This window comes from Nonomuraea diastatica (assembly GCF_004349015.1).
Lineage (GTDB): Bacteria > Actinomycetota > Actinomycetes > Streptosporangiales > Streptosporangiaceae > Nonomuraea > Nonomuraea diastatica.
Window position 1 is genome coordinate 74,430 of the sequence record NZ_SMKP01000016.1, and the last position, 14,227, is coordinate 88,656.

Sequence of the window (14,227 nt, forward strand, 5' to 3'; positions counted from 1 at the left end):
CGGCCGCGCGTGATCACGCGACTGCACGTGAGCGTGTAACCGCACGTGAGCGCGCGGCCGCACGTGAGCGTGCGCGTGCCTGGCCGCGCGTCCGGGCGCCCACGGACCGCACGGTACTCCGGCCGCGGCGTACCGTGCGGGTCAGGTGCAGTCGTAGGCGGACGGCAGGCCGGTGTCGCCGTCCGGGCGGGTGGCCTGGAACCCGAAGTTCGTGGCGGCGGCGGGAGCGAGTGTGCCGTTGTGCGGGGCGTTGCGGGCGGTCACACGGCGGCCGTCGGTGCTCAGCCCGGCGTTCCAGTGCCCGGTGAGCGTGTGGCCGGAGGGCAGGGTGAAGGTGACGTTCCAGCCGTCCACAGGATCGGCGCCGGTGTTGGTCACGGTGGCCTGGATGACGTACCCGGTGCCCCATTGGCTCTGCGTGGCCGGGGTGACCGAGCAGGCGCCGCTCCCTCCGCCGGTGGTGGCCACGGTCACGGTTCCCGAGCGCGGCGACCGGTTGCCCGCCGCGTCCTCGGCGTACACGGCGAAGGTGTGATCCGTGGCCGCCGCCAGGCCGGTGACGGTGACCGAGGCGGTGGCGGACATGGCCGCGGAGGTCTCGCCGGAGGTCCCGACGCGTACGACCTCGTAGCGGGTCACGCCCACGTCGTCGCTCGACGCCGCCCACGTCAGGCGCGCGGACGAGGAGGTGACCTGCGAGGCGACCGGCGTGCCGGGCGCGCTGGGCGGGCTGGTGTCGTCCTGCGCCGCCTCGTACGTCAGCCCGAAGCCGTAAGGGAACAGCGGCGACTTGCCGTCACCCGAGTTGATCGGCTGCTGGGAGAACCCGCTCATCCAGGTCACGGGCAGCTCGCCCGTCGGCTGGACGGTGCCGAACAGCACGTCTGCGACGCCCTGGCCCTCCGTGCCCGGCAGCCAGGCGGCGACCAGGGCGCTCCATCCCGGCAGCTGGGCGGCGATGTCGAGCGGGCGTCCCGAGATGAGCACCACGACGACGGGCACACCGGAGGCGCGCAGGGTGGCGAGGGTGTCCAGGTCGGTGGCGTCGAGCCCGAGGCCGCCCGGGCGGTCGCCCTGGCCCTCGGCGTACGGCGTCTCGCCGATCACGGCGACCGCCACGTCGTAGGAGCCGTCGATGCCGTATCCGTCGCGGCTGTAGGTGACGGTCGTGCCGGAGCCCGCGCTGTTCCTGATGCCGTCCAGGACGGTGGTGCCGGGCGTGACCTCGCCCGAGGAGCCCTGCCAGGAGATCGTCCAGCCGCCGCTCTGGTTACCGACGTCGTCGGCGCTCTTGCCGGCCACGAAGATCCTGCCACCGCGGTCGAGGGGCAGGACGTCCCCGCTGTTCTTCAGCACGACCTGCGATTTGGCCACCGCCTCTCGGGCCAGCTCCCGGTGCTGCGCGCTGCCGACGGTGGCGGTGTACGACCGGTCCGTCAGCGGGTTCTCGAACAGGCCCAGCTCGACCTTCTTGGTGAGGATGCGCCGTACCGCGTCGTCGATCCTGGCCTGCGGCACCCGGCCCGCCCGCGTCTCGGCGCGCAGCAGCTCGATGAACCGCCGCCACTCCGTGGGCGCCATCACCATGTCGACGCCGGCGCTCACGGCCGAGCGCACGTCGAGGGCGGACATGCCGGGGGCGCCGTCGATCTGGTCCACCCCGTTCCAGTCGGAGACCACGAGCCCGGTGAAGCCCAGCTCCTCCTTGAGCACCGTGCTGAGCAGGTACTGGTGGCCGTGCAGCTTGGCGCCGTTCCAGCTGCTGAAGGAGACCATCACCGAGCCCACACCGCGCTCGATCGCGGCCTCGAAAGGCGGCAGGTGGATCGCCCGCAGCTCGGCCTCGGAGAGCCGGGTGTCGCCCTGGTCGACGCCGCCCTCGGTGCCGCCGTCACCGAGGTAGTGCTTGGCGGTGGCCAGCACGGAGGCGGGGCCGTCCAGCGTCGTGCCCTGGAAGCCGGTGACGATGGCCGCCATGGACGCGGGCAGCTCCGGCGTCTCGCCGAACGACTCGTACGTGCGGCCCCACCGGTCGTCGCGGGCCACGCACAGGCAGGGGGCGAAGTTCCAGTCCACGCCGGTGCCGGACACCTCCTCGGCCACGGCCCGGCCGATCCGCTCGGCCAGCTCGGGGTCGCGGGTGGCGCCGAGGCCGATGTTGTGCGGGAAGATCGTGGCGCCGACGACGTTGTTGTGGCCGTGCACGGCGTCCACGCCGTACAGGATGGGGATGCCCAGCGGCGTGGCCAGGGCGGCGTTCTGGAAGCCGTCGTACATATCCGCCCATGAGGTGGCCGTGTTGGGCGACGGCGCGGACCCGCCGCCCGACAACACCGAGCCCAGCCGGTACGCCGTGACGTCGGAGGCGCTGACCGAGCCGCGCTCGGCCTGGGTCATCTGCCCGAGCTTCTCGTCCAGCGACATCCGCGACATCAGGTCGTCGACCCGGTCGGCCGCGGACAGGGCGGTGTCGCGGTAGGCGGCTGCCGTGGCGGGCGCCGGGGGGACGACCAGGGCCGCGGCGACGAGCAGCGGCACGGCCGCCCGGATCGCCCACTGTTTGCGCGAATTGCTCATGGCACGCTGCTCCGGCTTGGGCTCGACGGTTCGGAAGGCAGGTATGGGAGCGCTCCCAACGAACTCTAGGCCGCCTCGCCGCCACGCACCCGGCCCGCCGGGCACACCCGCCCTCCCCGCGCACCGGCACCTGGGCAAACAGGACATGACCGGCTGAAAGTTTCAACCGGTCCCTGCGAACGGCGCACCGCGTCCGGCCCGCCGACGTCGGGACGCGCCGCGGCAGCCGAGGGCTATGCCGTTCTGGACGTGACCAACAGCGGTCCCCCGGTGCCTGCCGGCGTCCTGGCCTCACTGTTCGAGGCGTTCCGGCGGCACGAGCGCCAGGGCGCTGACGAGGGGTTCGGGCTCGGGCTGTCGATCGCGGCCGCCGTTACCCGATCCCATGGAGGCACACTCAGCGCGACGCCGCGCGACGAGGGCGGGCTGCGGATGATCGTCACGGTCCCAGGACCGGCAGGCTGAGACTTCCGTGCCCTCATCGGCGTCCACGTTCACCCGCAACGTGGCCGCGCGGAACCCGGCGCGGACGTCGGCGCACGGCTCTGACGGCGTCGATCAACCCCTTTCCTGACAAGATCGCGCCATGTATGTTCGGAGCGAAAGATAGTTTCAAGCATGGAGGAACATTGGGCAAGAAGCTTCACATGCTGGCATTACCGATCGCCGCCGCCGCTCTGGCCGCCCTGGCGATCCCGGCCCAGGCGGCCGACGGGTACGACCGGTGCCGCGACGGCTACTACTGCATGTTCTCCGGCCTCGACGGCACAGGCGACATCATCGAGATCAACGCCGACACTCCCGACCTCGCGGCCCTGGGCATGGCCGACCGCTCCAAGTCCGACTGGAACCGCACCGACTCGTGGATCCACCTGTTCTCCGAGGCCGGCTACGGCGGCTGCTCCGCGGTGACCAGCCCGCGCGACAAGGGGAACTTCTACTCCCCCTTCCGCGACTTCTTCGACTCCGTCCGCTTCGACGGCCCGAACGGCCCGTCCTGCCAGACCACCCTCAAGGGCTCCGTCACGGACTCGCACGGCTGATCAGAGCCTGAGCGCCTCCAGGAAGCGGTCGGCCTCCGCGGCGAGCCGCGGCAGGTCGGCCGCCGGGCTCTGGGAACGGGCCAGCAACATCCCGCCCTCGCACAGGGCTCCGAAGACGAGCCGGGCGCGGACGGGCAGATCGCCGTCCGCGGCCTGACCGCCCGCGACCGCCACGCGCAGGCCGTCGTGCAGGACCCGCAGCAGGTGATCGTGCTCGATCGCCCGGGCGGTCTCCCAGCCCAGCACCGACGGCGCGTCCAGCAGGACGATCTGCCGGAACCCCGGGTCGAGGCAGTGCTCCAGGAAGGTGCGGCAGCCGCGCCGCAGCGCCGCCATCGGCTCGCGCTCCTCGCCCGCCGCCCGCTCCAGCGCGGCGGAGACCTCTTCCAGCTCGCGCACGAACGCCGCGCGGAACAGCGCGACCTTGCCGCCGAAGTGGTGGTATGCGGCCCCCTTGGTGACGCCGGCCGCGGCGGCCACCGCGTCGATCGACGTGGGCACGTATCCGCCGGCGCCGAACAACCGGCGAGCGGCTCGCACCAGCCGCCCCGTCGTTTCGTCCGAGCGCTCTGCCTGCGTACGGCCGGCCATCGTTCTCCCCTTGACTTGCATACTCGCGGTACGTAACTTCGAGGCTAGTTACGTACTCTCAGTATGGAACATGGAGGCCAGCCGTGTCCCCACCGCAGCACATCGCCGTCTACGGCGCCACCGGGCACACCGGGCGCCTGGTGGCGGCCGAGCTCCATGCCCGCGGCCGCGAGGTCATCCTGGCCGGGCGCGACAAGGGCGGCCTGAAGGCCCTGTCCGGCGAGCTCGGCGGCGCGCCCGTGCACCGTGCCGCGCTCGACGACCCCGCCGCGTTACGGCGGCTCGCCGAGCGGGCCGCCGTGCTGATCCACTGCGCGGGCCCCTTCACGCACACCGGCGGACCCGTCGCCACCGCCGCGGCCGAGGGCGGCTGCCACTACGTGGACCACGCCCTGGAGCAGCACCACACGAAGTGGATGTTCGACGCCATGTCCGAGCCGGCCCGGCGGGCGGGCATCACCATGGTCACGGCGATGAGCTTCTACGGCGGCCTGGGCGACCTGCTCGCCGGAGCCGTGGCGGCGGGCATGACGGGCGTCGACCGGGTGATCACCGCGTACGCGGTGAGCGGCTGGCGGCTGACCACGGGCGCCAAGAGCACGGCGGAGCTGCTGTTCGCCGACACCCGGCGGATCACCTACACGGACGGCGCCCAGCACATCGGCTACGTCGAGCCGCGCAACGCCGTCTTCCCGTTCCCTCCGCCGCTCGGCCCGCGCACGATGATCGCGCCCGTCCCGTTCTCCGAGGTGCTGACCGTGCCCAGGCACGTGCCGGCGCGGCAGGTCGAGGCGCAGCTCACGGCGCACACGTTCCAGGAGGAGCAGGTGTTCAGCAGCGAGCACGTCGACGCCGCCACCAGGGCGGGCTCCGACTTCACCGTGGCCACGCAGGTGATCACCGAGGACGGGGGCCGCGCGGGGCGGGCGAGCGGCCGTGACCTGTGGCGGATGAGCGCGCTGACCTCCGTGGAGGCCGCCGTGCGCCTGGCCGACGGCGACGGCCCCGCAACCCCCGGCGTGTACGCCCCGGCCGAGGCGTTCCCCGCCGAACCGTTCCTGCGCGACCTGGAGCGGCTCGGCCTGTTCACCCTGACCCTGCCGGAGGAGCGATGATCCTCGTCACGGGCGCGGCCGGCGGGTCGCAGGGATCCACCGGCAGGAACGTCGCCGAACTGCTGCTGGAGCGCGGCGCGCAGGTGCGGGCGTTCGTGCGCTCCGACGACCACCGGGCCGGCGAGCTGCGCGAACGCGGCGCGGAGGTGGTGGTCGGCGACCTTCGGGAGATCACCTCGGTACGGCCGGCCGTGCGCGGCGTCCGCCGGGCGTTCCTCACCTATCCGGTGACGGCGGGCCTGCTGGACGCCACGGCCGTGCTGGCGGCGGCGGCCAGGGAGGAAGGGCTGGAGCGGGTCGTCGAGGTGTCGCAGCTGGACGCCTCGCCCGAGGCGCTGACCCCCCGCATGCGCCGGCACTGGGTGGCCGAGCAGGTCCTCGACCGGGCCGGCGTGGGCGCGGTGCACCTGCGGGCCGCGGTGTTCTTCGAGAACCTGGCCGTGGCCGCCGAAGGTGACCGGCTGGCGCTCCCGCTGGGGCCGCGCGACACGCGGATCCCCCTCGTCGCCGGCGCCGATGTGGCCAGGGTGGCGGCCGGGCTGCTGCTCGACCCGGCGCCCGCCGACCCGGTGTGCCTGGTGACGGGGCAGATGGCGACGATCGGCGAGGTGGCCGACGCCTTCGGGGTGGAGTACGCCGACGTGCCGCCCGAGGAGTGGGAGGCCAGGGCCATGAAGGTCTACGGCGACCCGTACACGGTCGAGCACCTGACACACCTGTGGGCGATCTTCCGCCTCATCGGATCCGGCGACCATCCGCTCTACCGGGTCACGGAAAGCATCGAACGCATCGGCGGCCGGCCGCCGATGACGCTGCGCGAGTTTCGGCGCTGATCGCCGCGGGCGCCACCATGGCGGCGCCGCCCGCGGCTGTTCATCAGACGCCGAACGGAGGGCCGTAGCGGATCGTGCCGGACGGCAGCGGCGCGCCGTCCAGCGACAGGGCCATCAACGCCTCGACAGGCACGTCGAAGGCGACGCCGATGCCGTGGCGGGAGGCGATGGTGAACCCGAAACGGGGATAGTACTCGGGGTGCCCGAGCACGACCACGGCGCTTTCGCCGCGTGCCCGCGCCTCCCGCAGCGCGTCCTCGATGACCAGCGTGCCCAGCCCCTGGCGCTGCACCTCGGGCAGGACCGCGGTCGGGGCCAGGGCCAGCGCGGGCGTCTCGCCGACCCGGCTCAGCTGCGGTGACCGGCTCCCGGGGAGCCCGGACGGGCAGAGGAACGGATGCTGCTCACGGCAGCCACCCAGCGGGCGGTCATACGCTCCTCGCTCCTTCCTGCTCCTCCGGCGACGCCTCCGGGCGCTCGCCACACCACCATGCCTTCGTATCGACCGAAAGCACCGATTCGGGGCACGACCTTACCCGATGACCGTGGAGCCCGCCAACCGGCTCCGCGGACACGCGAACCCCCTGCCGGGCGGGCCCGGCAGGGGGTTCGTCCTGCGCGAGGATCAGCCGGTGAAGCCGATCATCGACCAGTCGTAGAACTTGTAGCCCTCGGCACCGAGGTTGGCGACCGTCTTCTTGGCGGCCTGGATGTCCGGACGCTGGTACAGCGGAATCGTGTGCACCATGTCCCAGACGAGCTTGTCGGCGGCGTTGGCCAGCTCGATGGCCTTGGCCGAGTCCGTCTCGCTCACCGCTGCCTCGATGGCCTCGTCCACGGCCGGGTCGCTGGCCTTCGGGAAGTTGCTCTCGGAGCCGGTCTTGTAGATCTGCGCCAGGCTCCCGATCGGGAGCGGCGTGCCGATCCAGGAGAACGGCACCAGGTCGAAGTCGCCCTTGATGATGTAGTCGGTGAAGAACTTGTCATCGGGGACCGGGCGGATGGTCAGGCCGATGCCGGCCTCCTTGAGCATGGCCTGGGTGAGCTCGCCCTCCGTCTTGGCGTACGGCACGCCCGCAGGGACGACGAAGGTCAGCGTCATCTCCTTGCCGTCCTTCTTGCGGAGCTGGCCCTCTGCCTCCTGCTTCCAGCCGGCCGCGTCGAGCAGCTGCTTGGCCTTCTCCACGTTGTACTTGCCGAGGTCGCCGGAGTTGTCGACGTAGCCCTTGTGGTTGTTCATGAAGACGTGGTTGCCGAGCGTCTGCAGCGGCCAGTCCATGTCCTTCAGGTCGGACTGCGTGATCACGTCACGGTTGATCGCGTACGACACCGCGTGCCGGACGTTCTTGTCCTTCAGGAACTCGCTCTGGTTGTTGACCGTGATGTGCCGCCAGTTCGGGCTGAGCGCCTTGCGGATGTCGACGTTCTGGACTTCCTTGGCCCGCTTCAGGTCCGCGGGGCTGCCCGGCGGGATCTCCACCATGTCGAGCTCGCCGTTCGCGAAGGCGTTGACCTGCGCCGCGGGAGTCTCGATCGTCCGGAAGATGACCTTGTCGAGCTTGGCCTTCTTGCCCCACCACTTCTCGTCACGCACGACGGTAAGCGTCTTGGTGCCCTCGTCGATCTTCTCGACCTTGAAGGGACCCGCGGTGACCGGGATCTTCTGCAGGTAGTCGTTGTCGTACGCGTCAGGCGTCTCCATGTGCTTGGCCGGCATGAGGTGCGGCGACCGGGAGAACAGGCCCTCCCACTCCGGGAACGGCTTGGAGAAGGTGACGATCGCGACCTTGTCGCTGTCGCCCTTCTTGACCGACTCGATCCGTTCCCAGCCGTCCGTGGACGCCGGCTTGAACTTCTTGTTCTCGCCGCTGTTGGCCTTCCACGCGGCCTCGAGGTCCTTCCACGTGATCGGCGTGCCGTCGGACCAGGTGGCCTTCTCGTTGAGCGTGTAGGTGACGACCTGCTTGCCCGACGACATGTCGTTCTTCACGTCGGTCAGGTAGTCGGGGTTGGCGGTGAAAGTGGCATTCTCGTCGGAGACCATCAGCATCGGCATGATCGTGTCGAGCATCTCCGCGGTGTCGGCCTGGTTGCCGTCCACGTGGTTGCCGTTCCACTGGCTCGGCCACTGGCCGACCGGGAGGGTCAGCGTGCCGCCGTCCTTGACCTGCTCGTACGGGACGGGGTTGATGCTGATGGCCGGGGTCTCCGACATCTGCTGCTGGGCCTGCTTCGACTGCTCGGCGTTCGGTTGCTTGGTCTCGCCGCCGCCGCCACAGGCCGCGACGGCCATGGCCAGGACCGTCAGCCCAGCGGCTGCACGGTAACGAACCTTCACTCTTCCTCCTGATTGTCCGAGGCCGTGATGACCTCGACTTCTTCCGCGTAGTGGCAGGCGGCGCCGTGGTCAACGGCGTTCGTCAACCGGGCAACCGAGGGCTCCTCGTCCACACACCGCCGCCGCTCCGCCTCGCTGAGCACGGCGAACTTGGGGCAGCGGGTGCGGAACCTGCATCCGGACGGCGGGTCGGCCGGGCTGGGCAGGTCGCCTTCGAGCAGGATCCGCTTGCGGGTGCGTTCCAGCTCGGGGTCGGGCAGCGGGATCGCCGACAGCAGAGCCTGCGTGTACGGGTGCGCGGGACGGTCGTAGACGTTCTCGACCGTGCCGATCTCGGCGATCCTGCCCAGGTACATGACGGCCACGCGGTCGGCGAGATGCCTGACCACCGCCAGATCGTGCGCCACGAACAGGTAGGACAGGCCGAGCCTGCTCTTGAGCTCGTCCAGCAGGTTGATCACGCCCGCCTGGATGGACACGTCGAGCGCGGAGACCGGCTCGTCGAGCACCAGCAGCTTCGGCTCCAGAGCGAGCGCGCGGGCGATGCCGATGCGCTGCCGCTGGCCGCCGGAGAACTGCTGAGGGTAACGCTCGGCGTGCTCGGCGGCGAGCCCGACGAGCTCCAGCAGCTCCTCGACCTTGGCGCGCACGTCGCTCTCGCCGTGCGCCCGCAGCGGCTCGGCGATGATGTCGCCGACCGGCATGCGCGGGTCGAGCGCGGCCATCGGGTCCTGGAAGACGATCTGCAGATCGCCGCGGAGGCTCTTACGGCCTGCCTTGTCCAGTTTGGCGCTGTCTCTTCCGAGCACCACGACCCGCCCGCCCTCCGGCGGCTGCAGCTGCATGATCTGCTGCAGCGTGGTGGTCTTCCCGCAGCCGGACTCGCCGACCAGGGCCAGCGTCTCGCCCTGCGCGATGTCGAAGCTGATGCCGTCGACGGCGTAGACGGTGCCGACGCGGCGCTTGACGATCGCGCCCTTCAGCAGCGGATAGTGCTTGATCATGTCGTCGAGCTCGAGCACCGTGGGGCGCTCGGCGCGCGGCACCCTGACGACCTCGTTGGGCGGGATGACCGGCACCGGGAACACGTCGGCCCCGGTCAGGCCCTTGTGCTCGATCTCGTGCGAGCGGATGCACGCCACGTGGCGCCCGCTGCCGAACGGGGTCAGCGGCGGCTCCTCATCGTCGCACATGTCCACCTTCATCGGGCAACGGGGCGCGAAGGGGCAGCCGGGCGGGAGCGACGCGGGCGAGGGCGGGTTGCCGTCGATGGGCACGAGCGGGCCCTCCTCGCCGTCGATCCTGGGGATCGAGGCGAGCAGACCCATCGTGTACGGCATCCGCGGCCGGTAGTAGATGTCGTCCACGGGGCCCTGCTCGACCGGGCGGCCCGCGTACATGACGACCACCCGGTCGGCCATGCCCGCGATGACGCCCAGGTCATGGGTGATCATCACGATGCCGGCGCCGGTCTCCCGCTGGGCGGTCTTGAGCACCTCCAGCACCTGAGCCTGGATGGTCACGTCGAGCGCCGTGGTGGGCTCGTCGCAGATGAGCAGGTCGGGGTCGTTGGCGATGGCCATGGCGATCATCGCGCGCTGCCGCATGCCGCCGGAGAACTCGTGCGGGAACGCCTTGGCCCGCAGGCTCGGATTGGGGATGCCGACCAGGTCGAGCAGTTCGACGGCGCGCTTGGCGGCTTTGTCCTTGCCGACGTTCTGGTGGACGCGGACGGCCTCGGCGATCTGGTCGCCGATGGTGTAGACGGGCGTGAACGCCGACAGCGGATCCTGGAAGATCATACTGATCGTCTTGCCGCGCACCTTGATCTGCTCGTCCTCCTTCATGCCGAGCAGTTCCCGGCCGTGCAGCTTGACCGAGCCGCTGACCACGGCGTTCGCCGGCAGCAGGCCCATGACGGCGAGAGAGGTGACGGACTTGCCCGAGCCGGACTCGCCGACGATGCCGAGCACCTCGCCCCGCTCGACCTCGTAGCTGACGCCGCGCACGGCCTCGATGCCGCCGGGGAAGGTGACGGTGAGGTCCCTGACCTCCAAGATGCTCACGAGTTGCTCCCCGGGTCGAGTGCGTCACGCAGGCCGTCGCCGATCAGGTTCACGCTGAGCACGAGCAGCACCAGCAGGCCCGCGGGGAAGGCGAACAACCAGGGGTAGCCGGTGGCGTTGCGCGAACCCTCCGCGATCAGCGTGCCGAGCGAGACGTCCGGCGGCTGGATGCCGAAGCCGAAGAAGGACAGCGCCGCCTCGCCGATGACCGCGCCGGAGATGTTGAGCGTCGCGTCGATGATCAGCAAGGAGGACAGGTTGGGCACGATGTGCCGGAAGATGATCTTCCAGCGGGGGATGCCCATGTAGACGGCGGCCAGCACATATTCGCGCTCGCGGAGCGAGAGCGTCATGCTGCGCACCACCCTGGAGGTGATCATCCAGGAGAACGCGGCGAGCAGCACCACGAACCAGAGCCAGGAGGCGCCCTCCCGCAGCCGCGGCGAGATGATGGCGATGATCAGGAAGCTCGGCAGGACCAGCAGCAGGTCCACACCCCACATGAGCGCCTTGTCGACCCAGCCGCCGAAATAGCCGGCGAACGCGCCCACGATCGCGGCCAGGCCGGTGGAGATGATCGCCACCAGGAAGCCGATGATGATCGACTTCTGCATGCCGCGGAGCGTGACCGCGTACATGTCCTGGCCGATGGTGGTGGTGCCCCACCAGTGGTCGCCGCCGGGCGGCGACAGGAAGGCCAGGAAGTCCTTCTCGGTCCAGTCGTACGGGCCGACGAACGGACCAAGGTAGGCCAGGCCCACCAGCAGGATCAGGGCGATGGAGCCATAGCGGGCCTGCTTGTTGCGGAGCAGGCGCCGCAGGACGACTTTCGCACGCATGTCAGCTCACCCGCACCCGAGGATCGAGGGCCGCCACCAGCAGGTCCGACAGGAAGGCGGCGAACAGCACGCAGACCGCGGTGAAGAAGGTCACCGCGGCGACGGAGTTGACGTCGTTCTGGTTGATCGAGTCGACCAGCCAGGCGCCCATGCCGTGCCAGGCGAAGATCTTCTCGGTGAAGGTGGCACCGGTGAACATCGTCCCGAACGCGAAGGCGAAATAGGTGGCGGCCGGGATCAGCGCGGTGCGCAGCGCGTGCTTGGTGAGCGCTGTCCTGCGTCTCAGGCCCTTGGCCATGGCGGTGCGGACGAAGTCCTGGTTGAGCACGTCGAGCATCATGTTGCGCTGGATGCGGCTGTAGAAGGCGATCAGGCCGAGGCTGAGCGAGATCGTCGGCAGGATCAGATGGTTCAGCCGGTTGAGGAACTGGTCGAAGCCCGACAGCCGGGGGTTGTACTCGCCGGTGTACTCGATGAGTGAGAACCCCAGCCCTCGGTTCAGGTTGTACGTGGCGATCGCGAGGAGGGTGGCCAGCACGAACACCGGGACCGCCATGATCACGAAGGAGCTGACGCCGATGAACCGGTCGCTGAGTTTGTACTGCTTCACCGCGGAGATCGCGCCCAGCGCCACACCGACGGCGAAGCCGACCAGCGTGCCGATGAGCAGCAACCGGAGGCTCACCATGATCCGCCGGCCCATCTCGTTGTTGACCGAGCCGCCGTTCCAGGTGCGGCCGAAGTCTCCGGTGATGACGCCCTTCGCCCACGTGCCGTAGCGGACGAGCACGGGGGTCTTGTCGTTCAGGTTGTACTCATCGAGCGTCGCGTCGATGACGGACTCTGCGACCGGCGGCTGGCGGCCTTCGTACGCCCCCCGCGGGTTCATGGTGGTGGCCGCGAGCATGTACGCCAGACTGGCCGCGATGGCGACCAAGATCACATTAATTGCCAACCTGCGGAGCAGGTACTTGCCCATTACTCTCCGTTCGCGCTGACCGCGGGCGCGGACTTCCGGCTGGGGAGAGGCGCCCTCGCAACGTAAACCCATCTCGCTTGGTGAAATCCACTTGACGCCGAGATGGCGATCAGAGCGCAGAATATATGTAAAAATATAACGGGCAGAAACCGTTCGACGTAACGGTCAGGTCACTCGCATTAGCTCAGCGGCCCCCGTCGCGCACCTCTGGATCACCGGCTCCACCTGCGACGACACCTCCTCTCCAGATCCGCTTGCCGGCGCCGCCTCTGGGGGCAATGTCACAAAATCCGGACAATATTTGACGATCGCGCAAGGTGATCCACATCGACTTTGCGATTGAGGGCGATCCAGGTCCCTGCTACGGCATCCATTTGCCGCCCGCGACGTCGATCGTCAGCCCGGTGATCCACGAGGAGACGCCAGAGGCCAGGAAGGCCGTCACGTTCGCGACGTCGAGCGGTGTGCCGAGCCGCCCCAGCGGATGCTCGGCCAGCACGCGGTCCTGGAGCTCCTGTGGCATTCGCTCCTCCAGCCGGTCCGTCATGATCGTCGAAGGGGCGACGGCGTTGGCCCGGATGCCGGCAGGGCCGAGTTCGTGCGCCAGTTGCCTGGTCAGCGCGATGACTCCGGCCTTCGCCGCCGTGTACGCCACGGAGGCGGGCGTGGGGGTGCGGGCCGCCAGGGACGCCATCGTGATGATCGAGCCGCTCCCCCGCCGTCGCATGCCGGGCAGGAAACTCCTGATCACCAGGAACGTCGAGGTGAGGTTGGCGTGCACGGTGGCGTGCCAGTCGTCCTCGCTCATCTGGTCGATGGGCCGCGGCCTGCCGGTGCCGCCGCCGGCGAAGACCGCCAGCACGTCGACGGGGCCCAACCGGCGCTCCACCTCCTCGCGCATCAACTCGACGGCGGCGGGGTCGGTGGTGTCCGCCGCGACGCCGATCGCCGTCCCGCCGATGGACCGCACGACGTTCTCGATGGCGACGGGATCGCGCCCGTTCACCACCACCCGCATGCCCTGCCCGGCCAGCACACGTGCGGTCTCGCTTCCTATACCTCCAGAACCGCCGGTGACCAGCGCCACCTTTCCCTCAAGATCCGGATACATCGTGACCGTGCTCCCTCCGTCATCGGTGTTTCCCGGCTTCACCTTGCCCGGTGCGGGTGGCCGGCGGCGTCGGACACACGGGTGTTTCCCGCCTGCGTCTCTCGGAGTGCGCGCCACCACCCGCGCTACTCCCCTCGTCGTATCCGCCCGGCTAGCCCCCTTGTGGACACTCCCCCGTCTGAGCGGGGCGGACGGCACGGTACCGGCCGGCGGACGCGGATCAGCGGGTGACGGCGCGGCCGGCGGCGGCGCGGAGGAAGAAGTCGTCGCCGCCCACCTGGCCGCCCTTCAGCGCCACCTCGAGCCCGTCGAACGCGGGCTCGTCCGAGGCCAGCACGCACACCGGGCCGCCGGCCGCCAGCGAGCCGACCACGTCCAGTGAACGGGTCTCAAGTGCGGCCACGACCTGCCCTGAGGTGTCGCCACCCGCGATCACCAGCCGCCGCACCAGCCCGGCACGCACCATGGTCGCGGCAATCCGGCCGAGTGACTTCCCGATGCCGTCCGGGTCCCTGGCGGGGCCGCGGGTCGACTCGACGATGGTGTGACGGCCGTCGCGCAGGCTCGCCTCGACCTGCTCGATGAGGCCGGCGGGGCCGGACAGGTCTCCGAGCACCCGCCACCCCGCGCGCTCGGCCGTGTCGATCTGGCGGGCGGTGATCGGTGACCGGCTCCCCGACAGGACGAGCACCGGCGCCAGCGCCCCCCGCGCTCCATCCCGGCCCACCGTCACCG

At 70.2% G+C, this 14,227-nt stretch carries 13 protein-coding genes; 4 read left to right on the plus strand and 9 right to left on the minus strand.

Annotated elements, in window-relative coordinates; translation table 11 throughout:
• Positions 1-141: 141 nt before the first annotated feature.
• Complete coding sequence (locus tag E1294_RS08265; RefSeq protein ID WP_132506420.1) at positions 142-2,577, minus strand: glycoside hydrolase family 3 N-terminal domain-containing protein; 2,436 nt, start codon at positions 2,575-2,577, stop codon at positions 142-144.
• A gap of 153 nt (positions 2,578-2,730) precedes the next feature.
• Here E1294_RS08265 and E1294_RS08270 point away from each other — a divergent pair, with 153 nt between their 5' ends.
• Together E1294_RS08270 and E1294_RS08275 are read left to right on the plus strand one after the other, a co-directional pair.
• On the plus strand, positions 2,731-3,042 hold the full coding sequence (locus E1294_RS08270) for a sensor histidine kinase (RefSeq protein ID WP_132506422.1): 312 nt from the start codon (positions 2,731-2,733) through the stop codon (positions 3,040-3,042).
• Between the two features lie 182 nt (positions 3,043-3,224).
• On the plus strand, positions 3,225-3,620 hold the full coding sequence (locus E1294_RS08275) for a peptidase inhibitor family I36 protein (RefSeq protein ID WP_246082879.1): 396 nt from the start codon (positions 3,225-3,227) through the stop codon (positions 3,618-3,620).
• Here E1294_RS08275 and E1294_RS08280 read toward each other — a convergent pair whose 3' ends face one another.
• Positions 3,621-4,211, minus strand: a complete 591-nt coding sequence (locus E1294_RS08280) for a TetR/AcrR family transcriptional regulator (RefSeq protein WP_165977164.1) — start codon at positions 4,209-4,211, stop codon at positions 3,621-3,623.
• Between the two features lie 83 nt (positions 4,212-4,294).
• Here E1294_RS08280 and E1294_RS08285 point away from each other — a divergent pair, with 83 nt between their 5' ends.
• Positions 4,295-5,326: a saccharopine dehydrogenase NADP-binding domain-containing protein gene (locus tag E1294_RS08285; protein ID WP_220447623.1), complete on the plus strand. Its 1,032-nt coding sequence runs from the start codon at positions 4,295-4,297 to the stop codon at positions 5,324-5,326.
• Positions 5,323-6,159 (plus strand): NAD(P)H-binding protein, encoded by an 837-nt coding sequence (locus tag E1294_RS08290; protein ID WP_132506428.1) that lies wholly within the window; start codon positions 5,323-5,325, stop codon positions 6,157-6,159. The genes E1294_RS08285 and E1294_RS08290 overlap by 4 nt, the downstream gene beginning before the upstream one ends.
• 43 nt (positions 6,160-6,202) lie before the next feature.
• Here E1294_RS08290 and E1294_RS08295 read toward each other — a convergent pair whose 3' ends face one another.
• The 7 genes from E1294_RS08295 to E1294_RS08325 all read right to left on the minus strand — a co-directional run.
• On the minus strand, positions 6,203-6,643 hold the full coding sequence (locus E1294_RS08295; protein ID WP_342775025.1) for a GNAT family N-acetyltransferase: 441 nt from the start codon (positions 6,641-6,643) through the stop codon (positions 6,203-6,205).
• A 141-nt stretch (positions 6,644-6,784) separates the two neighbouring features.
• Entirely contained in the window at positions 6,785-8,497 is a 1,713-nt protein-coding gene (locus tag E1294_RS08300) for an ABC transporter family substrate-binding protein (protein WP_132506430.1), read from the minus strand.
• The gene (locus E1294_RS08305) at positions 8,494-10,563 is read right to left on the minus strand and encodes an ABC transporter ATP-binding protein (protein WP_132506432.1); all 2,070 of its coding nucleotides are present in this window, start codon (positions 10,561-10,563) and stop codon (positions 8,494-8,496) included. The genes E1294_RS08300 and E1294_RS08305 overlap by 4 nt, the downstream gene beginning before the upstream one ends.
• Positions 10,560-11,402 carry an ABC transporter permease gene (locus tag E1294_RS08310; protein ID WP_132506434.1) on the minus strand — a complete coding sequence of 281 codons (843 nt, stop codon included), beginning with the start codon at positions 11,400-11,402 and terminating at the stop codon, positions 10,560-10,562. Before E1294_RS08310 ends, E1294_RS08305 begins: the two co-directional genes overlap by 4 nt.
• A 1-nt stretch (position 11,403) precedes the next feature.
• Complete coding sequence (locus E1294_RS08315; RefSeq protein ID WP_132506436.1) at positions 11,404-12,381, minus strand: ABC transporter permease; 978 nt, start codon at positions 12,379-12,381, stop codon at positions 11,404-11,406.
• 361 nt (positions 12,382-12,742) lie between these two features.
• Complete coding sequence (locus E1294_RS08320) at positions 12,743-13,492, minus strand: SDR family NAD(P)-dependent oxidoreductase (protein ID WP_132506438.1); 750 nt, start codon at positions 13,490-13,492, stop codon at positions 12,743-12,745.
• A 220-nt stretch (positions 13,493-13,712) separates the two neighbouring features.
• The coding region (locus E1294_RS08325) for a nucleotide-binding domain containing protein (RefSeq protein ID WP_281284388.1) at positions 13,713-14,227 on the minus strand (515 nt) is incomplete at its 5' end.